This is a genomic window from Streptomyces sp. NPDC055099 (assembly GCF_053607685.1).
Genome location: NZ_JBSGUA010000011.1, coordinates 308,242 through 331,225, shown reverse-complemented (window position 1 = coordinate 331,225; position 22,984 = coordinate 308,242). Strand labels below are relative to the sequence as shown.

The following is a 22,984-nucleotide window of genomic DNA, read 5'->3' as shown; positions in this document are numbered from 1 at the left end:
CCAACCCGGGGGCCCCCCCCCCCGCCCCCCCCCCAACTTTATGAACCCACCGGCGGGTGGGGCTCAGGGCCCCAAAATCCCGGCCCCCCCCCCGCCCCCCCGGGGCGCGCCCACTTCTCGTGCCGTCCGCCGCACCCCCGTCCCCACGGGGTTTCCTGGCCGGATGTCCCCGCCCGGACCGCTCATCCGGGCCCGGGGCGCCGCTCAGCGCCCCAGCATCACGCCCACGGACGACGCCTGTGTGACCACTGCTTCCCAGCCGCCGAAGACGACCACCAGCAGGGCCGCCAGAGGAAGAACCATGGCCGTCGCCACCAAGGGGTGGCGCGTGCCGGACGGGCGGACGCCGAACGTGGCGAAGGCCTTACGTCCTTGCGTGCGGATCATTGCCCGCGGTGCCGTGTCCGCCATGGTTCCTCTCCTGACCGAGTCTGTATGCATTTGGCAGCGGCGGGTGTCTGACCTCGGGGGACGAGTGCTGCACCCGCCGCTTGACCTCAAATCTAGGTGCGCCGAGGCCCTGCGGCGTCATGCCCTCGTACCGATTGCCGGGCCTCCCGGAGGATGACCGATCGTCGGTCATGTACTCCCGTGGGTGGAGACGGGGTCCTAGGTCTCAGGGTCTTCCCGGAGGGGGCGGGCGGCCTGCTCGGATGTGTCCTCCCGGGGGACGGGCTGCTCGACCAGAGCCAGGACGCGCGTCGCCATGAACCGCGCGGTCCGCACGACCGAGCCGCTACGGGTGACTTCGCTCACTTCGACCACCCCCCTGCGGACCGCCGTCTCCACCCGGCGGCCCGCCCGGCTCGCCACCACCTCGTACGTCCGTGTCGTGTCCCCGGCGTCCACGACTATCTCCACGCGATCACCTTTCACGGGATCAATCCCCCTTCAGCGATGGATGGTTGGGGTGGACGACCCTGACAACAGCCGCTTTTCCCCGGCGCCCTGCCCCCTCTTCAAGTTTCCCACCCGGCACTGACAATCGGTCGGGCCGCGAGGGCGCGGCCTCTGCACCTGCCCGGCCACGGAAACGTAAGCTGTGGCACGACAACGAACCGGGCAGCGGGGATGGACATGGCGATGATGCGGCTCCGGCGCGAGGACCCGCGTGTCGTCGGCTCGTTCAGACTGCACAGGCGGCTGGGCGCCGGCGGCATGGGGGTCGTCTACCTGGGGTCGGACCGGCGGGGGCAGCGCGTCGCCCTCAAGGTGATCCGGCCCGATCTGGCGGAGGACGAGGAGTTCCGGTCGCGCTTCGCGCGCGAGGTCTCCGCGGCCCGGCGCATCCGCGGCGGCTGTACCGCGCGGCTCGTCGCCGCCGATCTCGACGCCGACCGGCCGTGGTTCGCCACGCAGTACGTCCCCGGGCCCTCCCTGCACGACAAGGTCGCCGCCGAGGGGCCGCTGTCCGCGGCCGATGTGGCGGTGGTCGGTTCGGCGCTGGCCGAGGGCCTCGTCGCCGTACATGAAGCCGGTGTGGTGCACCGCGACCTGAAGCCGTCGAACATCCTGCTGTCCCCGAAGGGGCCGCGGATCATCGACTTCGGCATCGCCTGGGCGACCGGCGCCTCGACGCTGACCCATGTGGGCACCGCCGTCGGGTCGCCCGGCTTCCTCGCGCCCGAGCAGGTGCGCGGCGCCGCCGTCACCCCCGCCACGGACGTGTTCGCCCTCGGCGCCACCCTCGCGTACGCGGGCATGGCGGACTCGCCCTTCGGGCACGGCAGTTCAGAGGTCATGCTCTATCGGGTCGTCCACGAGGAGGCGCAGCTCGGCGGGGTCCCGGACGCGCTCGCCCCGCTGATCAAGGCCTGCCTGGCCAAGGACCCCGAGGAGCGGCCCAGCACGCTTCAACTGTCGCTCAGACTCAAGGAGATCGCGGCCCGCGAGGCACAGGGCCTGACGGACCCGCGGCCACCCGCGCCCCGGCAGGACCTGGACCGGCCGACGGGACGGATGGCCGAGGAGTACGCGGACCAGCGCACCCAGCGGCGTCATCCGCAGGGCACTCCCCCGCCGCGGCCCAGCTCGTCACGGCCGAGTTCCTCGCGGACCGGTTCCTCCCGGACGGGCTCCTCGCGCACGGGTTCCTCCCGGCCGCACCCCTCGCGGGGCGGGTCCAGTTCCTCGCGGCCCGGCTCGCGTCCCGGGCAGTCCCGGAACACGACGCGCTCCGGTGGCCCGCGGCGGCCCGCCAACCCGCGGCTGCTGCGCCAGCGGCTCTTCGTCTTCGTGGTCGTGACGCTGCTCGTGGCGCTGGGGATCGCGGCGGCCCAGGGGTGCCAGGGGCCCGCGCGCGGGCTCGGCGGCAGCGGCGTGCACGATGTGCGCGACGTACAGCAGAGCCAGCGGCAGGATCCGGGGCCGGGCTCTCAGAGCTGAGGGCGGCCCGTCGCCACGGCGTAGAACGCGACCGCGGCCGCCGCTCCCACGTTCAGGGAGTCGACGCCGTGGGCCATCGGGATACGGACCCATTCGTCGGCCGCCATCAGGGCCTTCGTGGTGAGGCCATCGCCCTCCGCGCCGAGCATCAGCGCGACCCGGTCCATGCGGTGGGGCGCCGCCTCGTCCAGTGTCTTGGCCTTCTCGTCCGGGGTGAGCGCGAGGAGGTTGAAGCCGGCCTCGCGTACGCCGTCCAGACCCTTGGGCCAGGATTCGAGGCGGGCGTAGGGGACGGAGAACACCGCGCCCATGGAGACCTTCACCGAGCGGCGGTAGAGCGGGTCCGCGCAGTCCGGCGAGAGCAGCACCGCGTCCATGCCGAGGGCGGCGGCGCTGCGGAAGATCGCCCCGATGTTGGTGTGGTCGTTGACCGACTCCATGACGACGACGCGGCGCGCCCTCGTGAGGAGTTCGTCCGAGGTCGGCAGCGGCTTGCGCTGCATCGAGGCGAGGGCGCCGCGGTGCACGTGGTAGCCGGTGACCTGTTCGGCCAGGTCGGGGTTGACCGCGTACACCGGGGCGGGGACCTCGTCGATGACGTCCCGCATGACGTCGACCCACTTGGCGGAGAGCAGCATCGAGCGCATCTCGTAGCCGGCCTGCTTGGCGCGTCTGATCACCTTCTCGCCCTCGGCGATGAAGAGGCCCTCGGCGGGCTCGCGTCTGCGGCGCAGTTCGACGTCGGTCAGGCCCGTGTAGTCGCGCAGGCGCGGGTCGGCGGGGTCGTCAACGGTGATGAGATCAGCCACAGGGTGATACTGCCTTGTCCTGGGTGTGGTGCCAACGCCTTGGAGGGGGTTGGGTTACCGGTGGTTACGTGGATGCTGGGGGCGGTCAGGCGGGGCGGCCCGGCCCCACGTTCACCACGTCGCCGATGACGATGACCGCCGGGGGCTTCACCTCGTGGGCGGTGACCTCGGCGGCGACGGTCGCGAGCGTGGCGTCCACGCGGCGCTGGGCAGCGGTGGTGCCCTCCTGGATCAGGGCGACGGGGGTCTCGGGGGACCGGCCGTGCGCGGTCAGTGTCGCCGCGATCTTGCCGATCTTGTCCACGCCCATCAGGATCACGAGGGTGCCGCGCAGCTTGGCGAGGGCCGGCCAGTCGACCAGGGAGCGCTCGTCGTCCGGGGCCACATGGCCGCTGACCACCGTGAACTCATGGGCGACCCCGCGGTGCGTGACGGGGATGCCCGCCGCGCCGGGCACGGAGATCGAGCTGGAGATGCCGGGCACCACAGTGCACGGAATACCCGCTTCCGCCAGCGCCTGCGCCTCTTCCATGCCGCGCCCGAAGACGAAGGGGTCGCCGCCCTTGAGCCGGACGACCGACTTGCCCTGCTTCGCGTGCTCGATGAGCGCGTTGTTGATGGCCTCCTGGGCCATGTAGCGGCCGTACGGGATCTTCGCGGCGTCGATCACCTCGACGTGCGGCGGCAGTTCGTCGAGCAGGTCGCGGGGGCCCAGCCGGTCGGCGATGACCACGTCCGCCTCGGCGAGGAGGCGCCGGCCGCGGACCGTGATGAGGTCCGGGTCGCCGGGGCCGCCGCCGACGAGGGACACGCCGGGGGTACGGGTGCGGTGGTGGGGCGCCACGAGGGTGCCGTCGCGCAGGCCCTCGACGACCGCGTCCCGGATCGCCGCGGTGCGGCGGGGGTCGCGGCCGTGGATGTCCGTGGTGAGGACGGCGACCGTGACGCCCTCGGAGCGGCCGGTCGCCGGGGTCAGGGCGGTGGCGGCGTCGGCGTCGTCCGAGCGGACGCACCAGACGCGCTGGGCCTCGGCTTCCGCGGAGGCCGCCGTGTTGGCCTCGCTGTCGCTGGTGGCGATGAGGGCGTACCAGGCGTCCTTGAGGTCACCGGCCTCGTACCGCCGGCGCTCCCAGGTGATCTCCCCCGCGTCCGCCATCGCCTCCACGGAGGGGGTCGCCGTCGGCGACACGAGGAGGATGTCGGCGCCCGCCGCGATCAGGGCGGGCAGACGGCGCTGGGCCACCTGGCCGCCGCCGAGCACGACCGTGCGGCGGGCGGTGAGGCGGAGGCCTACGGGGTAGGCGGGGCTTTCGGCCATGGCGTTGCGGCTCCTCGCGAGGCGGGGGGTTGTGCGGGCCGCTGCGGCGGTGGAGCGGCTGATGTTCTGACGTGCGGGTTCAGTATGGCTGGGGCGGGGCGGGGTCTCTCCCCCAGCCCCGCCCGAGCCCGGCTGCGTCACTCTGCGGCTCCGCCGGTGGGGCTGTGCCCCGGAGCCTCGTCGTCAGGCTACTTCTCGGTCACGCCCGCCGAGTCGAACGTGGCCACCTCGTGCATGGCGCGCGCCGCGCTCTGCACCACCGGGAGGGCCAGGAGGGCGCCGGTGCCCTCGCCCAGGCGGAGGTCGAGGTCGACCAGGGGGCGCAGGCCCAGCTTGTTCAGGGCCGCCACGTGGCCCGGTTCCGCGCTGCGGTGGCCCGCGATGCAGGCCGCGAGGACCTCGGGGGCGATGGCACGGGCCACCAGGGCCGCCGCGCCGGCGCTCACGCCGTCCAGGATCACCGGCGTACGGAGGGAGGCGCCGCCCAGGAGGAGGCCCACCATCGCCGCGTGCTCCAGGCCGCCGATCGCCGCGAGAACGCCGATCGGGTCGGCCGGGTCGGGCTGGTGAAGTTCGAGCGCACGGCGCACGACGTCGACCTTGCGGCTGTGCATCTCGTCGTTGATGCCGGTGCCGCGGCCGGTCACCTCGCCCGGGTCGGTGTCGGTGTAGACGGAGATGAGGGCCGCGGACGCCGTGGTGTTCGCGATGCCCATCTCGCCGGTGAGCAGAGCCTTGTTGCCCGCCGCCACCAGGTCGCGGGCGGTCTCGATGCCCACCTCGACGGCGGCCTTGACCTCCTCGCGGCTCAGCGCGGGGCCGGTCGTCATGTCGGCCGTGCCCGCGCGGATCTTGCGGGGCAACAGGCCGGGGGTGGCCGGGAGTTCACTGGCCACGCCCACGTCGATGACGCAGACCTCGGCGCCCACCTGGTTGGCGAAGGCGTTGCAGACCGCGCCGCCGCCGAGGAAGTTGGCGACCATCTGCGCGGTCACCTCCTGGGGCCAGGCGGTGACGCCCTGGGCGTGCACACCGTGGTCGCCCGCGAAGATCGCGACGGCCGCGGGCTCCGGGATCGGCGGCGGGCACTGCCGGGAGAGGCCCGAGAGCTGCGCGGAGATGATCTCCAGCATGCCGAGCGCGCCCGGCGGCTTCGTCATCCGCTTCTGCCGTTCCCACGCCTCGCCGAGCGCCTTCGCGTCCAGCGGGCGGATGTTGGAGACCGTCTCGGCGAGCAGGTCGTGCGGCTCCTCGCCGGGCAGCGCGCGGCGGCCGTACGTCTCCTCGTGGACCACCCAGGAGAGCGGGCGGCGCTTGGACCAGCCTGCCTGCATCAGCTCGGGCTCCTCCGGGAACTCGTCGACGTATCCGACACAGAGGTAGGCCACCACTTCGAGGTGCTCGGGCAGGCCGAGGGTCCTGACCATCTCGCGCTCGTCGAAGAAACTGACCCAGCCGACGCCGAGGCCCTCGGCGCGTGCCGCGAGCCAGAGGTTCTCGACGGCGAGGGCCGAGGAGTACGGGGCCATCTGCGGCTGGGTGTGCCGGCCGAGGGTGTGGCGGCCGCCCCGCGTCGGGTCCGCGGTGACGACGATGTTCACCGGGGTGTCGAGGATCGCCTCGATCTTCAGTTCCTTGAACTGCTTGGCGCGGCCCTTGGGCAGCGACTTCGCGTAGGCGTCCTTCTGCCGCATGGCCAGCTCGTGCATCGTGCGGCGGGTCTCCGCCGAGCGGATGACGACGAAGTCCCAGGGCTGGGAGTGGCCCACGGAAGGCGCCGTATGGGCCGCCTCCAGGACTCGCAGCAGCACCTCGTGCGGGATGGCGTCGCTGCGGAAGCCGTTGCGGATGTCGCGGCGTTCGCGCATCACGCGCAGGACGGCCTCGCGCTCGGCGTCGTCGTACGCGGGGGCGGCGGGTGTCTGCGGCTGCTGGACCGGCTCCGGCTGCTGAACGGGCTCGGCGGGGGCGTCGTCGGCCGCCACCGGGTCGGCGGCTTCGGTCACCTCGGCGGGCCCGGCCTCGACGATGAGCAAGCGCTCGGGGGCCTCGGCCACCGCCACGCCCTCCGCTTCTGCGGGCGCCTCGACCACCTCAAGGGGGGTGGCTTCGGCTGCCGCCTCCACGGGTTCGGGCGCCACGGTCACGGGCTCCTGCGCCGCCTCCGGGGCCGGAGCCACCGCGGACTCTCCACCGTCACGCGGCGCGGGCACGGTGGCCGCGGGCTGCGGGGCGACGGGCTCCGGGGCCTCGGCGGGCTCGGGAGCCTCGGGGGTCTCGGGGGTCTCGGGGGTCTCGGGGATAACAGCGGCTTCGGCGGGCTCGGCCGCTTCGGCGGGAGCCGACGGCTCCTGGGCCGCGAGGTCTTCGGGGACCTCGGGGGTCTCGGGAGCCTCGACGGTCTCGGGGACCTCGGGGACCTCAGGGGTCTCCACCGTGGCCTGCGGCTCCGGGGCGTCGGCTGCCGACGGGGCGGCCGCTGCCTCCGCGGGCTCCGCCTGCACCTCGGGGGCGACGACGGGCTGCGGCTGCGGGGCTTCGAAGTGCTCGGGCGGTACGGACAGGGCGTGCGGAGGCGTAGGCGCCAAGTGCGGTGTGGTCGGCACCGAGCCCTCGACCGGCACGAACTGGCCGAGGGGCGCGGGCGCCTGCGGGTCCGCGAAGTGCTGGTCCGGGCCTCCGGGGAGCTCATCGGCCTGGGGCGCCTGCGCCACGGGAACCTCGGCGTACTGCTGGGGCTGCTGCATCTGCTGGGGCTGCTGAGCCTGGTGGACGTGCGGGCCCTGGGCCGCAGGTCCCGCGCCGGCGAGCGGCGCGTCCGACCAGGGCTGCGCGCCCGCCATGGCGAACTGCGGCTGACCGGAGTTCTGTGCGAGCGCGGGCTCCTGACTCGCCTCGGGAGCGGAGGCGGCCGGGTCCCCGGCGAACGGCTGCGCGGGGGACGACTGCTCGGCCGACGGCTGCTCGGCGTCCACGGCGAACGCGGGCTGCCCTGCTTCGGCGGCGGCGTGCGCGAACTGGGCGTCGGCCTCGGTGCCTTGCGCGATCGCCGGGTCGGCGGCCTCCGCGGCCTGCGGGAAGGCGGCTGCGGGCGTCTCTGCGGCGGCCGGACCCGCGGGGTCGGTCACCACGGGCTGCGGGGCCTCGGGCGCGGGTGCGGGTGCGGGCGCGTCCAGCGTGCCCTGTGCATCCTGTGCCGCGACGTGTGTTTCCTCTGTGACGGGAGTGACGTCCGGGACGACCGTTTCTGCTGGTGCGACGGGCTGCGGCGACTCGGGCGCGGGCTGCGCGGCCTGCGGCTGAGGCTGCGGCGTCCACGGCGTCGCGCCCTGCGGCACGTTCTCGCCGAGCTGCGTCCCTCTGGGCATCCCTTCCTCGTCACGCGGAATGTCGAGGTACTCGGGGCCCACCGTGGGCGGCCCCGCGTGCCGTACGGGTGCCACGTGCTGCGGCGCACCGGCCGGGCCGCGGTCGGCGAGGGAGCGCACGGGGCTGCCCGAGCCGTCGGGCACGGCGGGGCCCGACGGCCCCCGGTGGAGCGGGCGGCGGGAGGGGCCGGGGTGCGAAGCGGGCGCGGGCGTGGGGGCACCGGGCAACTGGACGCCGTTCAGGTCGACCGAGCCGCTGTCGCGGCCGCCGGTCTCGTGCGGGCCCGGCTGGTGCGTGGCGTGCGGCTGCCCGACGGACTGCTGGGCGAACGCCTGCGGTGCCGCCGCGTGCTGGCCGCCGTGCGGCAGGCCGCCCGTCGCCGCCTCGCCCACCGGCATGCCTTGCTGACCGCCCGCCGAATGCGGCTCGCTCCAGGCGCCCTGGGCACCCGGCATCAACAGCAGGTCGTCATCGTCCGCGGGGGCGACGCTCTCGGCGGGACTCTCGGAGGGGTCGAGGTAGGTGTACGCGCCCGGGGCGGGGACGCCCGGCTGCTCCACCATGCCTGCGTTCTCCGGCAGTCCCTCGCCCGGGACCTGGCCGGTGTCGGTCATGCGTAACCCCTCGCCCATCGGTTAGTGCTTCTTCGACCGCCCCTCAGCCGTCGGCCGGGGAAGCCCCATTGCCCGGAGCGGCGCACCAACCGCCCGTCAGTGTCAACGAGCGTGCGCGCCACGCGGCACGAACCGCGTACGGACAACAGGCATTGTCCCGGTCTGGCTGCCACCACGGCGCCTTGATCCGCAACGGCCCGCTGTGGGCTGCGCCACGTTGCGCGCCCTCCGGTCCTGCCGTACCACACACCCCCCAAAACGGGCGAGCTTTCCGGACATTGACCAACTATTTGCCGGACACTCGGTGCGGTACAACGATCGGCCAGCCTACCCCGCACCGTGCGGCGGCAGGGTCACGGGGCGCGATCGGGCAACTGTCCACAGAGCACGAAGACCACGGTCCGCTCCCGCTCCGTCCACGCGCGCGTGTCGAGTTCGACGGACTGGAGCAGCGCGCACTCGACGGTGTAGCCGTGCTCCGTCAGGCCCCTGCCGATGAGTTCGGCGTCGTCGCGGGTGGACGCGTGCGTCACGATGCGCGCGGGGCGGCGGTCGGCGACGGCGGAGACCACCTCGGCTCCCCCGCCCCCGATCCGTACGACGTCGGGCTCGGGCAGGTCTTCGAGTACGTGCGGCGCGGTCCCGTGCAGGATCTGCGGCTGTACGCCGAAGTGGCGGGCGACCGCCGTGGTGCGGGCGCAGGCGTCGGGGTCGGCGTCGACGGCGATGACGGCGGCGCCGAGACGTGCCGCCTCCACGGCGAAGGCGCCGCTGCCGCAGCCGATGTCCCAGACCAGGTCGCCCACGCGCGGCCCGGTGCGGGCGAGTTGGACGGCCCGCAGCCGGTCGCTCTCGCCCTCGCCGAGGTGGGCGTCGCCGCCGTAGGCGGGGGCGGGCAGCGCCCAGCCGCGCGGGGTGCCCGGATCGCGGCCCGCGATCCAGCCGGTGTCGGTCGTGGGGGCCGGACCGCCGATGACGATGACGACGTTCGGGTCGCGCCATGTGTGGTCGGCGGCCTTGTCCGAGGTCAGGACGGTGACCTGTTCGCGCTCGGTGCCGAGCTCCTCGCAGATCACGAAGGTGCGGTGCACGCCTTGGAGGAGCAGGCCGAGCTCGGCCGGGCCCGCGCCGGGCGAGGTGAGGACGGCGACCTTGGAGTGCGCGCGGCAGACGTTCACGGCGCGGCGCAGCGTGCGGGGGTGGGCGACCACGACCTCGGCGTCGTCCCAGGGCATCCCGGCGCGGGCGAAGGCCTGGGCGACGGAGGAGACGGCGGGCACCACTTCGACCTCGAGGCCGAATTCGGGGGCGCGCAGCGTGCGTACGACGCCGAAGAACCCGGGGTCGCCGTCGGCGAGGACCACGGCGGTGCCGCGGTGGGCGGCGATGCGGCGGGCGGCCAGGCTCACGCTGCCCAGGCGGATCCGTTCCGCGCCCGGCGGGACCGCGGTCAGCGCGAGGTGGTGGGCGGCGCCCGCGACGAGTGTGGCGGCGCCGAGCGCCGAGCGCGCCGCGGCGGTCAGCGGCGAACCGTCCCAGCCGATCACCGTGACGCGGTCGGCCATCGTCGTCTGTCTCCTGGTTTCTCGCGGAATGTCTGAGAGGCCGGGTGTCGCGTGTAGGGGGCAACCGCGTGCGGCCAGGGGCGAGCGTACCTGGTGGGGCCCTGAGGTGCTTGTGGGGTCAGTTCCAGTCGGAGAAAGCCGTGAACCCGCTGTCGGCGAGCTGCTCGCCGACTCCTTCGAGATCCTCGGGGAGCAGGCTCCACACGATGAGGTCGGTGCGGACCTCGATCCAGCCGCCGAAGGGGTCCCCGCCGTTTCGCGTACGCGCTATCCAGGCGCCCCGCAGGACTCCCTCACTGATGCAGCCGATCTTCTGCGCGACCTGCTGCGCCGCGGTGTTGTCGGCGGCGGTGCGCAGCTCGATGCGCTCGAAGCGCTGGTCGTTGAAGAGCCACTGGGCGGTGGCGAGCGCCGCCTCCGACGCGTAGCCCTCGCCGCGGGCCCAGGGGGCGACGACGTACTTGAGTTCGCAGGAGCGTACGCGCCAGTCGGTGTCGCGCAGTTGCACGATGCCGACCAGGCGCTGGGTGAGGAACTCCGTGACGGCCAGGGCGATGCCGTGGCCCTCGGTGCGCTCGGCGGGCGCGAGGCGGTTGATCCAGTCGCGGGCGTCGTCCTCGGTGTAGGGCTGGGGCACGGAGGTCCAGGCGGTGACCATCTCGTCGTTCATCATCTCCGCGTACGCGGAGACGTCGGCTTCCTCGAACGGGCGCAGCACCAACCGCTCCGTGCTGATGGAGATATCGGGGAAGGTAGTCATGCGCTGCTCCGTAACCTGGAACCCTCGGGCCTGCTGAAGAGCCCAGCATGCAGCATGTCGGCGCGCAAACGCACCACGGGGTCCGCTCCTTCATCAGGAGCGGACCCCGTGGTGGGGACGGAAACGGACTGTGTGTCAGCTTGTTTCGACGGGCAGGACGGAGCCCTTGTACTTGTCCTTGATGAACTGCTTCACCTCGGGTGAAGTGAGCAGTTCGGCCAGCTTCTCGACCCTGGGATCGTCCTCGTCGCCCTTCTTGACGGCGAGCACGTTGTTGTACGGATTGTCCTTGGACGACTCAAGAAGGATGGCGTCCTTCTTGGGGCTGAGGTCGGCGTCGAGCGCGTAGTTGTTGTTGATGACCGCGGCTTCGACGTCTTCCAGGGAGCGGGGCAGCTGGGCGGGTTCCAGCGGCTTGATGGTGAGCTTCTTCGGGTTGGACGTGATGTCCCCGGGGGTGGCGGTCGAACCGGCCCCCTTCTTGAGCCCGATGACGCCCTTGGAGGCGAGGAGTTGCAGCGCCCTGCCTTCGTTGGTGGTGTCGTTGGGGATGGCGACGGTCGCACCGGCGGGCAGCTCGGTGACGTCCTTCGCCTTCTTCGCGTACACCCCCATCGGCGGCAGATAGACCTCGGTCACCGGCGTGAGCTCCGTCTTCTTGGACTTGTTGAAGTCCTCGAGGTACGGGGTGTGCTGGTAGAGGTTGGCGTCGAGGGAGCCTTCCTGGAGCGCGGTGTTCGGCGTGACGTAGTCCGTGAACTCCGTGATCCGCAGGTCGAGTCCCTTCTTCTCCGCGAGGTTCTGCTTGATGTACGTGAGGACCTCGCCGGCCGGGGTCGGGGTGGCGCCGACGGTGAGCGTGTCACCGTCGCCGCCTCCCGAGCCGGATCCGCTGCCGCACGCGGTCAGCCCGAGCGTGAGGGCGAGTGCTCCCGCGGCCGCGATGACGGGCGTACGCATGATCAGAACGCCGCGACGACGGCGCCGTCGTACTTGTCGTCGATGAACTTCTTGACCTCGGGCGAGGTGAGGAGCTTGGCGAGCTTCTTCACGCGCGGGTCGTTCTCGTCGCCCTTCTTCACGGCGAGGAAGTTGCCGTAGGGGTTGCCCTTGGCGGGCTCGGCGACGATGGCGTCCTTGGCCGGGCTGAGCTTGGCCTCCAGGGCGTAGTTGCCGTTGATCACCGCGGCGTCGACGTCGCCGAGGGAGCGGGGCACCTGGGCCGCCTCGATCTCCTTGAACTTGAGGTTCTTCGGGTTCTTCGAGACGTCCTTGGGGGTGGCCTCGTAGCCGACGCCCTTCTTGAGCTCGATCAGGCCGTTCTCGGCCAGGAGCTTGAGCGCGCGGGCCTCGTTGGTGGTGTCGTTCGGCAGGGCGACCGTGGCGCCCTTCTTCAGGTCGTCGAGCTTCTTGACGCTCTTGGAGTAGACGCCGAGCGGCTCCAGGTGCACCGTCGCGTTCGGGACGGGCACGATGTCGGTGCCGTTCTTCTTGTTGAAGTCGTCCAGGTACGGCTTGTGCTGGAAGTAGTTGGCGAAGACCTCGCCCTGCTCGACGGCGGTGTTCGGCGTGACGTAGTCGGTGAACTCGCGCACGTCGAGGTCGAGACCGGCCTTCTTCGCCAGGTTCTTCTTGACGTAGTCGAGGATCTCGCCCTGCGGCGTGGGAGTGGCGGCGACGATGAGCGGGCCGTCCTTGTCCCCCGCGGCGGAGCCCTTGTCGGAGCCGCACGCGGAGAGCCCGAGGGTGAGGGCGCCGGTGGCGAGGACAGCGGTGGTGATCTTGGCGGTGTTACGCACGAAAAGTGCCTTTCTCCATGGGTGGTACGCCCCGCGATGGGGTGTGCGGGGTGAGTTCAGACCGACGGGGTCGGGGGCGGCGTCTTGAGCTTGAGCAGCCGCAGCTTGGGGGCGGCGCCCGAGTGGCCGCCGCGCCGGTGCAGCCTGCGGGCCGCGTAGTCGCCCGCGAACTGGATGATCGAGATGACGACGGCGAGGACACCGACGGTGATCCACATCAGCTCGGTCTCGAAGCGCTGGTAGCCGTAGCGGATGGCGATGTCGCCGAGGCCGCCCGCGCCGACGGCGCCGGTGATGGCCGAGTAGCCGATGATCGTGACGATCGTCGTGGTCGTGCTGGAGATCAGCGAGGGCAGCGCCTCCGGCACGAGGACCTTGCGTACGACGGTCCAGGTGTTGCCGCCCATCGACTGCACGGCCTCGACGAGGCCGCCGTCGACCTCACGCACCGCGGTCTCCACGAGCCGCGCGAAGAACGGCGTCGCACCGATCGCGAGCGGCACGATGGCGGCCTCGCGGCCGATCGTCGTGCCGGTGATCCAGCGCGTGAAGCCCATCAGGGCGACCATGAGGATGATGAAGGGCATCGAGCGCGCGATGTTCACGATCTGCCCGATGAGCTTGTTCACGACCGTGTTCTGCAGCAGCCCGCCGCGGTCCGTGAGGACAAGCAAGATGCCGAGCGGAAGTCCGGCGACGACGGCTATCAGCGTCGACCAGCCGACCATGTAGAGGGTGTCCCAACAGGCCTGCTCCAGCAGGGGCTGCATCTCCGACCAGGTCACTTGGCACCTTCCTTGACCAGCAGCGTGGCGTCGTCCTCGGGCGTGGTCACGGGGTCCTCGCCCGCGATGTCGACCTGCAGTCCCTGCTCGCGCAGGAAGCCGATCGGCACGACGTTCTCCTCGAAGCGGCCGGGCAGCTCGATGCGCATGCGGCCGACCTGCCTGCCCGCGACGGTGTCCATCGCGGCGCCGAGGATCGAGATGTCGATGTTGTACGTGCGCGACAGCTGGGAGATGACCGGCTGGGTCGCGGCCTCGCCGTGGAAGGTCACGTCGACGACGGTGCGGTCGGCGCCCGTGGCCGCGCCGCTGACCGGGAAGAGCGCGGCGGCCAGCTCGGAGCCGGGCGTCGCGAGCAGCTCGGTGACGGTGCCGGACTCGACGATCCGCCCGTTCTCCATGAGGGCGGCGGAGTCGCAGACGCTCTTGACGACGTCCATCTCGTGCGTGATCAGCAGGACGGTCAGGCCGAGCTGCTGGTTGAGGTCGCGCAGGAGCTTCAGGATGGAGCGCGTGGTCTCCGGGTCGAGAGCGCTGGTCGCCTCGTCCGAGAGCAGCACCTTCGGGTCGCCGGCGAGCGCGCGGGCGATGCCGACGCGCTGCTTCTGGCCGCCGGAGAGCTGCGCCGGGTAGGACTTCGCCTTGTCGGCGAGGCCGACCAGGTCGAGGAGTTCGAGGGCCTTGCGGGAGCGCTCGGCGCCGCTGAGCCCGAGGATCTCCAGGGGCAGCTCGATGTTGTCCTTGACGGTGCGCGAGGACAGCAGGTTGAAGTGCTGGAAGACCATGCCGATGCGGCTGCGCGCCCGGCGCAGGTCCTTGCTCGCGCGGCTGCCGCGCCCCGCGAGGGCGGTGAGGTCCTGGCCGGCGACGCTGACGGTGCCGGCGGTAGGGCGCTCCAGAAGGTTCACGCAGCGGATCAGCGAGGATTTTCCGGCGCCGGACTGGCCGATGACGCCGTACACCTCGCCTTCGCGGACATGCAGATCGACGCCGTCGAGGGCAGTTACTTCACGACCGCGTGAGCGGTAGACCTTGGTCAGGCCGGAAGTGGTGATCACAGGGGTTTCCGTCACTGTCGAGTGCGCGGCGCGGTTTTCGCCGGGCACGGGGCATTCGTGGGGAACGCGGCACGGTTTCTCGCGGTGGCGAAAGGAACCGGAGGAGGTGTGCGCGGGGCAGGCTCGCTTCCTACGTCTCGTCCGCCGGTAAGGCGTACGTCGCACAGGGGCGCGGCACAGCGGCTTCGCTTCGGGGCGCGATGCTCAAGAGTGGTGCGGGGGCCCTCAGAAGGCGCACATTCGACACATACAACGAGCACCGGGCGTCGTGATCGCCTCGGTCGCAGGGGTGCGGCTGCTCGTCGTGGTCATGTGGACCAGTAAAACACGCGTGCGGTCACGCACCGCCACGGCTGTCCGGTATACGGACAGCCGGTGGACAGGTACGGACGTCGGGGGCGGCCGTTCAGCCCGCGACGGTGATCTCCACGCCGCCCTCGGTGGCCTGTGCGGACACGGCCGACAGGTCCTTCACCACGACGTCGGCGGTGAGCTCGCCGGCGGTGTGCGTTGTGGCCAACGCCACGGTGGTCATCCCGGCCGCGCGTCCCGCCGTGAGACCCGCGGGCGCGTCCTCGAAGACCACGCAGCGCGCCGGGTCGACGCCCAGTTTCGCGGCCGCGAGCAGGAAGGGCTCCGGGTCGGGCTTGCCGCGCGTGATGTCGTCGGCGGCGATCACCATCTTGGCGTCGATGCCGACCTCCGCGAGCCGGGCCTCGGCGAGGCGCCGCCCGGCGGAGGTGACGACGGCCCAGCGCTCGGGGGGCAGGGACGCGAGCAGCTCACGGGTGCCGGGCAGCAGCACGACGCCGCCCGCGACGTCCGAGACCTCGAGCTCCTCGATGCGGGCGACGGCCTCGGCCACGCGCTCGGCGGGCAGCATGTCGGCGATGATCTCGGCGGCGGGACGGCCGTGCAGTTCCACCTTGGCAAATTCCTCGGCGGTGATCCCGTACTCCTGCGCCAGGCGCGTCCAGCAGCGGTACACCGACTCCATCGAGGAGATGAGGGTGCCGTCGTTGTCGAACAGGAGCGCTTCAGCGTGGATCTTCATGATGTCCGAGCGTACGGGGCACCTCAGGGGCAGGCGCATGGGGTCTTAGGGGTGCGCGCATCGGGTCATAGGGCCCGTAATAAAGTCACGGCATGCTTGTTGCCCTGACGATCGCGACCGCCGTGGCCGCGCTCGCGCTCGCCGCGTGGTGCGGCTTCGCCGCTTACCGGGACCAGCCGACCAAGGACTGGCACTTCATCGGCATGGGCGTGGTGACCTTCCTGGCCACGGTCCAGCTGATCGTCGGCATCGTCCAGCTGGCGCGGGGCGAGAAGCCCGAGCAGGGCATGACGATCTTCATCGCGTACTTGATCGGTTCCTTCGCCTGTATCCCGGCGGCGGGCTTCATGTCCCTGGCCGAGCGCACCCGCTGGGGTTCCATCACGGTCGCCGCGGGTGGCGTGGTCCTCGCCGTGCTCCAGGTGCGGCTCTACGACATCTGGGGAGGCTGAGGTGACGGTGACCGAACCCGCGCGGCGAAAGCAGAGGCTCATCACCGGGCCGGGCATCCTTCTGGTGTGGCTGTACGGGGTGATGGTGGTCGGCGCCGTGTCGCGCTCGGCCGTGCAGATCTCGTCGGACTTCCACAAGGCCCCGCTCGCGTACACGCTGTCCGCGCTCGCGGGTCTCGTCTACGGCTTCATCACGTACTCGCTCGTGCGCGGCGGCGAGAAGGCCCGCAAGGCGGCGCTGGTGTGCTGCGCCGCCGAGCTGGTGGGCGTCCTGGCGGTGGGGACGTGGACGCTCGTCGAGCCGTCCGCCTTCCCCGACGCCACGGTGTGGTCGGACTTCGGGATGGGCTATCTGTTCATCCCGGTGATCCTCCCGGTCACGGCGATCTTCTGGCTGAACAAGGCGCGGAAAGCGGGGCGCTAGGCCCGGGTCACATAGGCCTGCGCGGCGGACTCCTTGGCGAGTGTGACCAGTGTGAGCCGGTCGTTCACGTGCCGGGTGTTCACGGCCGTATAGCCGTGTTTGCGGTAGAGCTGGAGGTTCTGTTCGCTGCGGTGACCGCTGGAGAGCTGGAAGCACTTGGCGGTGCCGCCCGCGCCCAGGCGTCCCTCTATCGCGTTCAGGAGCCGGCCGCCCAGGCCGTGGCGCTGCATCCTGGGGTGGACGATGAGCTTCTCGATCCGCGCCGTTCCGTCGGTGTCGACCGTGCCGCGCACCGACGCGACCACCTCGTCCCCGAGGCGGGCCACCAGCACGTTCCCGGTGGTCAGTTCGGCCTTGATGGAGTCGAGGGACTGCGTGAGCGGCTCGATCGAATAGTCGCCGTACAGCTCGGCCTCGCTCTGGTAGCACAGGTACTGCAGTTTGAGGATCTTCTCGGCGTCCTGTCCGCCCGCCTCCGAGATGGTCACGCTCATGCCCATGTGTGCATGCCTCCCGCTCACCTGCTCCGCCGGTTGTCTATCGCTCCATTCCCCGCGGGTCAGGAGCTGCAACCTCCGCCGCGAGCATTCTGCGCAGGCATCCCAGGCAACGGGAACGTTCAGGCCCCAGGCTGCCCTGTGACATTCCCAACTCACCTGCGATCTCCCGGTAGGTGAGGTCCTTGGGGGAAAGGAGCGCCGCCATGAGTCCGGGGCACCGGCCGGGCAGTTTGCGCACCGCCGCGTGCAGGGTGCGGTCGCGGTCGGCCCGCAGGGCGCGCTGCTCGGGCCCGCACTCGGAGTCGTCGGCGGGCTCGGCCGCGTACGCCACCTCGCGCTCCTGTGTACGGCGGGTGCGGCGCGCCTCGGAGGCGACGGCGGCGCGCAGCCAGGTGGCCGGGTCGGCGGGTGGGTCGGCGGCGTCCATCCGTTCCAGCAGCCGCAGCCAGACGGCCTGTTCCAGGTCACCGGGGTCGGCGCCGGAGCCGTGCGCCGCGGCGGAGGCCTCGGCGGCGAGGAGCGGGCGCAGCGTGGGGATGAGCGAGTGAGTCATGCAGGGCGTGACGCGCCCGCCCCGGCAGGAGGTTGCCGGGGCGGGCGTCTGTCACCCCAACCGGGGCCGGGCGGTCAGCCGTTGACGAAGTCCTCGCGGGCGAGCAGCGCGGTGTCGCAGTTGTCGGAGAAGATCCCGTCGATGCCCGTCTCGAAGTACGCCTTGAAGGCCCCGAAGGCGTCGCCGTAGGCCGCCGGGTCGGTGCCCTTCCTGAAGTTCGCGGGCAGGAAGGTGTTCTCGTTGCGCATCGTGTACGGGTGGAGGATCAGGCCCGCCTTGTGCGCGTCGTCGACCAGGGTGGTCGGGGTGCCGAGGCTGCCGTCCGGTTTCCTCGGGATGATCAGGTCGAGCGTGGGGCCGATGCCCTGCGCGTACGACGCGATCCACTTCAGGCCCTCGGGCTTGATGAGGTCGGCGACGGTGCGCGGGTCGCCCGCCTCGACGAAGTCCCAGGGGCGCGAGGCCGCGGAGGACAGGAGCACCACGAGCGGCGCGTCGACCAGCTTGTTCAGGCGCTGGATGCTGCTGGGCTCGAAGGACTGCAGGAAGTTGGGCGAGCTCTTCTTGTGGCGGCCGTACTTGCGGAGCAGCTTGGCGAGCGGCTCCTCCAGGCCGAGGCCCAGCTTGCGGAAGTACGTGGGGTGCTTGGTCTCGATGTGCAGCCAGACCCGCTTGCCGCGCTCACGGCCCTGCTTGTCGGCCCACCGGAGGACCTCCTCCAGGGTCGGCACGTCCCAGCGGCCGTCGTAGAGGGTGTTGCGCTGGCGGGTGCCGGGGATGCGCTCCTTGGCGCGCAGCGTCTTCAGCTCGGCGAGCGTGAAGTCCTCGGTGAACCAGCCGGTGAACGAGGTGCCGTCCACCGACTTGGTGGTCTTGCGGGACGCGAACTCGGGGTGCGCGGCGACGTCCGTGGTCGCGGTGATGTCGTTCTCGTGACGGCATACGAGATGGCCGTCCTTGGTGGGCACGATGTCCTGCTCGATGACGTGCGCGCCCATGTCGAGGGCGAGCTGGTACGCGCCGAGCGTGTGCTCGGGCCGGTAACCGCTGGCGCCGCGGTGCGCGACGACCGTGGGCACCGGCAGGTCTCTGTGCCCGTGCCCGTGCCTGGCGTCGGCTCTCGCCACGCCGGGCAGCCCCACGACGGCGGTGCCCGCCCCGAGGACCGCCGCTCCCAGTACCGCGCGTCGCCCCGGGCTCCGCTCCCCCGACCCCGACCGACCCGACTTCTGTGTGGCCATTGAGCGCTCCTCCCGATGTACTGCCTTGCACCTGACAAAGCGGCACGATCGTAGGTGGCCTCACGTGACGGACGGGAGACCCTGGACCGAACGTAAGGGTGACGCCGGATGGCGACTGGTGTGCGGGGTGGGGTCCTTTCGGTGGGCATCGGTGCGCGCGTACCGCGTCGGAACTCCGTGGCAGCGCGTGACCTCGGTGCGTGACAAGGACCACTAGGACGCGCCACATGGGGCACACGGAGATAACGTCATCACAGGGAGAGCGGTCCGAGGGCTACACCACGCACCTGCATGTCAACTCTGCGTATCCAGTGCGTGAACCCGATGTGCGGTGAGCGTGGACCCGCGAGTATCGTCCTCACCTGCACATACTCGTCGTCGACCCGTTGACACCGGAGGGCCCGTTGTCCCGTCTCGCGCTCATCAAGGCTGTGCTCGGACCGATCTTGCGTCTGATGTTCCGCCCTCGGGTGGAAGGCGCCGAGAACATTCCGGGTACTGGCCCGGTCATCATGGCCGGAAATCACCTCACGTTCATCGACTCGATGATCATGCCCCTCGTCTGCCCGCGCCCGGTGTACTTCATCGGCAAGGACGAGTACGTCACGGGCAAGGGGCTCAAGGGCCGCCTCATGGCCTGGTTCTTCACCGGCTCCGGCATGATCCCCGTGGACCGCGACGGCGGCCACGGCGGTGTCGCCGCGCTGATGACCGGGCGGCGCGTGCTGGAGGAGGGCAAGCTCTTCGGCATCTACCCCGAAGGCACCCGCTCCCCCGACGGCCGCCTGTACCGCGGCCGCACCGGCATCGCCCGGCTGACCCTCATGACCGGCGCGCCCGTCGTCCCCTTCGCGATGATCGGCACGGACAAGCTCCAGCCCGGCGGCAAGGGCCTGCCGCGCCCGGGCCGCGTGACGGTCCGGTTCGGTGAGCCGATGGAGTTCTCGCGCTACGAGGGCATGGACCGCGACCGCTACGTGCTGCGCGCCGTGACGGACTCCGTGATGACGGAGGTCATGCAGCTCTCCGGTCAGGAGTACGTGGACATGTACGCCACAAAGGCGAAGGCCGCCTGACGGTACGTGACGCACGAAGGAGGGCCGTACCCCACGGGGTACGGCCCTCCTTCGTGTCAGCGGTCAACGACTAGTGCTCGACGCCGTCCTCCAGCTTTGAGCCCTTCAGGAGGAACCATGCCGCCACCGCGGTGGCGATGAGTACTCCCGCGCCCACGCCCGCCGCCAGGCGCAGGCCGTCGACGAAGGCGTCCTGGGCCGAGGCCAGCATGGCCTGGGCCTCGTGGGCGGGCAGGCTCGCGGAGGATTCCACCGCGCCGCCCAGCGACTCGTGCGCCGCCGCGGCCACCTCGGGCGGGGTGCCCGCCGGGGCGGTGAAGTCGCGGTAGACCCCGGTGACGATGGAGCCGAGCAGGGCGATGCCGAGGGCGGCGCCCAGTTCGTACGCCGTCTCCGAGACCGCGGACGCGGCACCGGCCTGCTCCTTGGGCACGCTGGAGAGGATGACGTCGGCGGTCACCGTGAACGAGAAACCCGCGCCGATGCCGACGACCAGGAGCGAGGCGCCGAGCAGCGGATAGCCGGTGCTCTGTTCCAGCGTGGTGAGCGCCGCCAAGGCGATGCCCACCGCCGCGAGTCCGCCGGCCACCACCGCGCGCACGGAGAACCGCCGCGCGACCACGCCCGCGATCAGACCGGCCGCCACCGCGCCCACCGCGGCGGGCAGTTCGGCCAGGCCCGCCTCGAACGGCCGCCGTCCCTGGACCAGTTGCAGGAACTGGGAGAGGAAGAAGACCAGGCCCGAGAGCCCCAGCACGGTGAGGAGGTCGGCGAGGACCGCCCCGGAGAATCCCCGGTTGCGGAAGAGCCGCATGTCCAGGAGGGGTGCGTTCAGGGTGAGCTGGCGCCGTACGAACCAGGTGAGCGCCGCCACGCCGAGCACGGCCGCCGCCCCGATGTCCCAGCGGACGCCGTGCGCGGCCGCCTCCTTGATGGCGTACACGACGGCGATCATGCCGATGAGCGAGAGCACGACGCTGATCAGGTCCCACGGGCCCGGCGCCGGGTTCTTCGACTCGGGCAGCAGCTTGATGCCGACGACGACCAGGACCGCCATCACGGGCAGGTTGATCAGGAAGACCGAGCCCCACCAGAAGTGTTCGAGCAGAAAGCCGCCGACGACCGGACCGACGGCCGCACCCGCCGACGCCATCGCGCCCCAGATGCCGACCGCGAGGCTGCGCTCGCGGGGGTCGTGGAAGATGTTGCGGATCAGCGCGAGCGTGGACGGCATCAGCGTCGCACCCGCGACACCGAGCAGCGCGCGGGCCAGCATGAGCATCTCGGGCGTGGTCGCGTAGGCGTTCAGGACCGAGACCGCGCCGAAGGCGACGGCGCCGACCAGCAGGAGCTTCTTGCGGCCGATGCGGTCGCCGAGGCTGCCCATGGAGACGAGCAGACCGGCGATGACGAACGAGTACACGTCGCCGATCCACAGCAGCTGCGTGCCGGTCGGCTTGAGGTCCTCGCTGATGTAGGGGGTGGCGAGGCCGAGCACCGTCGCGTCCACGGCGACGAGCAGCACGGCCAGGACCAGCACGGCGAGCGCGAGCCAGCGGCCGGGGCTGCGCTCGACCTCCGCCGACGCGGTCCGCTGTTCGATGCTGGTCATGGTTCCACTCTCCGTTGTGCGCCGCCGATCAGCAGCTCGGCGATCATGTGTGTGAAGTCCTTGGCGGCCACGCGGCCGTCCAGTACGGCCCAGGCGCCCGCGCCGATGAGGCCGTACAGCGCCTCCGTGAGCCAGACGGGGCTCAGGTCGATGCGGAACTCTCCGCTCTCCTGGCCGCGCCGGAAGAGGGCGCCGATGCTGTCGTCGAGCCGGGACCAGCCCTCGTGCGGGGCGTCGTCCTCGAACAGCTGGTTCTCGGTGACGAGGAACGCGAGCAGGCCCGCGGCCGGCTGGATCTCCTTCACCAGGCGGCGCAGTGCCTCCTGGGCGCTGTCCTCGCCGAGCCTGGCCGCCTCCAGGGCGGCCTCGCACTCCTGGATGCCGAGCTCCTCCAGGGCGCGCACGAGGGCGTCGCGCCCGGCGAAGTGGCGGTGCAGGGTGGCGCGGCTGATCCCCGCCGCGCGCGCCACTTCGTCCATCGTGGCCGAGCCCTTGCGGGTGAGGAGCGCCGCGGCGCTGCGCAGCACCTGATCGCGATCGACTGACATGAGACAACCATAAGCCACATGAGACTTTTTTGTCTCATGGGATACGCATACCTCTCAGCAGAGGGTGGCCTACGGGGTTTTCTCAGTGCCAGGGCAGCTGCCCGCGCCGCTCCCAGTACGCGGCGGGTTCCTCCACCAGGCCCGCGAGCCGCTCCAGCTGCCCCGCGTCGAGGTCCACGGCCGCCGCGTGCAGGTTGGAGACGAGCTGAACGGAGGTGGCGGCGCCGGAGAGGACCACGCCCGCCCACGGCTGCCGGAGCACCAGGGCGAGGGCGACGGCGTCACAGCCGAACCCGGTGGCTTCGGCGATCTCGCGCAGGGCGGCCGGAGCCTGCGGGCCGGCCAGGCGGCCGTTGGCCATGGCCTCCTTGATCAGCACGGTGAGCCCCGCGTCATGGGCCTCGGCGAGCGCGGGGCCCGCCGACGTCTCCAGGGCGTTGTACGTCGCCTGGACCGTACGGAAGAGCGGCTCGCCGTCGACGGTCACTTCGAGCGCGGCGCGGATCGCGGCCGCCTGCCGGGGACCGCTGACGGAGAGCCCGACCGTCACGCCCGTGGACGCCAACTCGGCCAGCTTGGCCTGCAGTTCCTTGTCGGTGAGGGCGGGGCTCTCCGGAGTCACGGAGTGGATCTGATAGAGGTCGAGCCGCTCGCCGAGCAGCTGGGCGCTCTCCTCGCGCTGGCGGACGTACGCGGCGAGGCTGTGGTCCTTGACCTCGTGCGGGCCCGCGGCGTCGGCGTTCCACGCGGCCGTGTACGTGTAGCCCCACTTGCTGCCGATCACGACGTCGTGGATGTCGGGCCTGGCGTGCAGCCAGTCGGCGAGGAACTCCTCGGAGCGGCCGTAGGAGCGCGCCACGTCGATGTACCGCACGCCCAACGCGTAGGCGGCATCTAGGAGTTCGAGGGTGCGTTCGCGCAGGGCCTCGACACTGCGGGAGGGCGGCAGGTCGGCGTCGCGGCCGAGCGTGATGTAGCCGGGCCTGCCGACGGCGGCCAGGCCGAAGCCGATGTGGGCGGTGGGGGTGGTCGCTGCGGCCAGACGTGCGAAAGGCATCGCGG

At 71.6% G+C, this 22,984-nt stretch carries 22 protein-coding genes; 4 read left to right on the top strand and 18 right to left on the bottom strand.

Annotation, left to right across the window (positions count from 1 at the left end; translation table 11 throughout):
* Nucleotides 1–204: 204 nt before the first annotated feature.
* Nucleotides 205–411: a hypothetical protein gene (locus tag ACWFRU_RS26935; protein WP_160503827.1), complete on the bottom strand. Its 207-nt coding sequence runs from the start codon at nt 409–411 to the stop codon at nt 205–207.
* A 198-nt stretch (nt 412–609) separates the two neighbouring features.
* Complete coding sequence (locus ACWFRU_RS26930) at nt 610–876, bottom strand: hypothetical protein (protein WP_266868958.1); 267 nt, start codon at nt 874–876, stop codon at nt 610–612.
* Nucleotides 877–1,071: 195 nt separating this feature from the next.
* Between ACWFRU_RS26930 and ACWFRU_RS26925 the strand changes: the two genes are divergently transcribed.
* Nucleotides 1,072–2,385 (top strand): serine/threonine-protein kinase, encoded by a 1,314-nt coding sequence (locus ACWFRU_RS26925; RefSeq protein ID WP_453690721.1) that lies wholly within the window; start codon nt 1,072–1,074, stop codon nt 2,383–2,385.
* On the opposite strand, the gene ACWFRU_RS26920 is transcribed toward ACWFRU_RS26925, so the two are convergent.
* From ACWFRU_RS26920 to ACWFRU_RS26875, 10 genes are all read right to left on the bottom strand, one after another.
* Complete coding sequence (locus tag ACWFRU_RS26920) at nt 2,376–3,194, bottom strand: TrmH family RNA methyltransferase (RefSeq protein ID WP_453690720.1); 819 nt, start codon at nt 3,192–3,194, stop codon at nt 2,376–2,378. The two genes, ACWFRU_RS26925 and ACWFRU_RS26920, sit on opposite strands and share 10 nt — an antisense overlap.
* Before the next feature lie 85 nt (nt 3,195–3,279).
* Nucleotides 3,280–4,512 carry a uroporphyrinogen-III C-methyltransferase gene (gene cobA, locus ACWFRU_RS26915; protein WP_453690719.1) on the bottom strand — a complete coding sequence of 411 codons (1,233 nt, stop codon included), beginning with the start codon at nt 4,510–4,512 and terminating at the stop codon, nt 3,280–3,282.
* A 188-nt stretch (nt 4,513–4,700) separates the two neighbouring features.
* Complete coding sequence (gene cobT / locus ACWFRU_RS26910; protein ID WP_453690718.1) at nt 4,701–8,495, bottom strand: nicotinate-nucleotide--dimethylbenzimidazole phosphoribosyltransferase; 3,795 nt, start codon at nt 8,493–8,495, stop codon at nt 4,701–4,703.
* Nucleotides 8,496–8,848: 353 nt separating this feature from the next.
* On the bottom strand, nt 8,849–10,060 hold the full coding sequence (cbiE, locus tag ACWFRU_RS26905; RefSeq protein WP_453690717.1) for a precorrin-6y C5,15-methyltransferase (decarboxylating) subunit CbiE: 1,212 nt from the start codon (nt 10,058–10,060) through the stop codon (nt 8,849–8,851).
* A 118-nt stretch (nt 10,061–10,178) separates the two neighbouring features.
* A complete protein-coding gene (locus ACWFRU_RS26900; RefSeq protein WP_453690716.1) occupies nt 10,179–10,820 on the bottom strand; it encodes a GNAT family N-acetyltransferase in 642 nt (213 codons plus the stop codon).
* Nucleotides 10,821–10,955: 135 nt separating this feature from the next.
* A complete protein-coding gene (locus ACWFRU_RS26895; protein ID WP_453690715.1) occupies nt 10,956–11,780 on the bottom strand; it encodes a MetQ/NlpA family ABC transporter substrate-binding protein in 825 nt (274 codons plus the stop codon).
* Between the two features lie 2 nt (nt 11,781–11,782).
* Nucleotides 11,783–12,619: a MetQ/NlpA family ABC transporter substrate-binding protein gene (locus ACWFRU_RS26890; RefSeq protein WP_453690714.1), complete on the bottom strand. Its 837-nt coding sequence runs from the start codon at nt 12,617–12,619 to the stop codon at nt 11,783–11,785.
* A gap of 56 nt (nt 12,620–12,675) precedes the next feature.
* Complete coding sequence (locus tag ACWFRU_RS26885) at nt 12,676–13,404, bottom strand: methionine ABC transporter permease (protein WP_453690713.1); 729 nt, start codon at nt 13,402–13,404, stop codon at nt 12,676–12,678.
* Nucleotides 13,401–14,462 (bottom strand): methionine ABC transporter ATP-binding protein, encoded by a 1,062-nt coding sequence (locus tag ACWFRU_RS26880; protein ID WP_453690712.1) that lies wholly within the window; start codon nt 14,460–14,462, stop codon nt 13,401–13,403. Before ACWFRU_RS26880 ends, ACWFRU_RS26885 begins: the two co-directional genes overlap by 4 nt.
* A 406-nt stretch (nt 14,463–14,868) precedes the next feature.
* Nucleotides 14,869–15,516, bottom strand: coding sequence for an HAD family hydrolase (locus ACWFRU_RS26875; protein WP_453690711.1), 648 nt, complete (start codon nt 15,514–15,516; stop codon nt 14,869–14,871).
* A gap of 92 nt (nt 15,517–15,608) precedes the next feature.
* On the opposite strand from ACWFRU_RS26875, the gene ACWFRU_RS26870 reads away from it, so the two are divergent.
* Both ACWFRU_RS26870 and ACWFRU_RS26865 read left to right on the top strand, forming a co-directional pair.
* A complete protein-coding gene (locus ACWFRU_RS26870) occupies nt 15,609–15,968 on the top strand; it encodes a hypothetical protein (protein ID WP_365820967.1) in 360 nt (119 codons plus the stop codon).
* 1 nt (nt 15,969) lies between these two features.
* Nucleotides 15,970–16,392, top strand: a complete 423-nt coding sequence (locus ACWFRU_RS26865) for a hypothetical protein (protein ID WP_453690710.1) — start codon at nt 15,970–15,972, stop codon at nt 16,390–16,392.
* On the opposite strand, the gene ACWFRU_RS26860 is transcribed toward ACWFRU_RS26865, so the two are convergent.
* The 3 genes from ACWFRU_RS26860 to ACWFRU_RS26850 all read right to left on the bottom strand — a co-directional run bounded on the left by ACWFRU_RS26860 (nt 16,389) and on the right by ACWFRU_RS26850 (nt 18,686).
* Nucleotides 16,389–16,892, bottom strand: a complete 504-nt coding sequence (locus ACWFRU_RS26860; protein ID WP_453690709.1) for a GNAT family N-acetyltransferase — start codon at nt 16,890–16,892, stop codon at nt 16,389–16,391. The two genes, ACWFRU_RS26865 and ACWFRU_RS26860, sit on opposite strands and share 4 nt — an antisense overlap.
* Nucleotides 16,893–16,929: 37 nt before the next feature.
* Nucleotides 16,930–17,445 (bottom strand): sigma-70 family RNA polymerase sigma factor, encoded by a 516-nt coding sequence (locus ACWFRU_RS26855; protein ID WP_453690708.1) that lies wholly within the window; start codon nt 17,443–17,445, stop codon nt 16,930–16,932.
* Nucleotides 17,446–17,519: 74 nt separating this feature from the next.
* Entirely contained in the window at nt 17,520–18,686 is a 1,167-nt protein-coding gene (locus tag ACWFRU_RS26850; RefSeq protein ID WP_453690707.1) for a glycerophosphodiester phosphodiesterase, read from the bottom strand.
* Between the two features lie 455 nt (nt 18,687–19,141).
* Between ACWFRU_RS26850 and ACWFRU_RS26845 the strand changes: the two genes are divergently transcribed.
* Nucleotides 19,142–19,762 (top strand): lysophospholipid acyltransferase family protein, encoded by a 621-nt coding sequence (locus ACWFRU_RS26845; protein ID WP_361056899.1) that lies wholly within the window; start codon nt 19,142–19,144, stop codon nt 19,760–19,762.
* Between the two features lie 70 nt (nt 19,763–19,832).
* Here ACWFRU_RS26845 and ACWFRU_RS26840 read toward each other — a convergent pair whose 3' ends face one another.
* The 3 genes from ACWFRU_RS26840 to ACWFRU_RS26830 all read right to left on the bottom strand — a co-directional run bounded on the left by ACWFRU_RS26840 (nt 19,833) and on the right by ACWFRU_RS26830 (nt 22,979).
* Nucleotides 19,833–21,374 (bottom strand): MFS transporter, encoded by a 1,542-nt coding sequence (locus ACWFRU_RS26840; protein ID WP_453690706.1) that lies wholly within the window; start codon nt 21,372–21,374, stop codon nt 19,833–19,835.
* A complete protein-coding gene (locus ACWFRU_RS26835; protein WP_453690705.1) occupies nt 21,371–21,922 on the bottom strand; it encodes a TetR/AcrR family transcriptional regulator in 552 nt (183 codons plus the stop codon). The genes ACWFRU_RS26840 and ACWFRU_RS26835 overlap by 4 nt, the downstream gene beginning before the upstream one ends.
* Before the next feature lie 82 nt (nt 21,923–22,004).
* Nucleotides 22,005–22,979 (bottom strand): aldo/keto reductase, encoded by a 975-nt coding sequence (locus ACWFRU_RS26830; protein WP_453690704.1) that lies wholly within the window; start codon nt 22,977–22,979, stop codon nt 22,005–22,007.
* Nucleotides 22,980–22,984 lie beyond the last annotated feature (5 nt).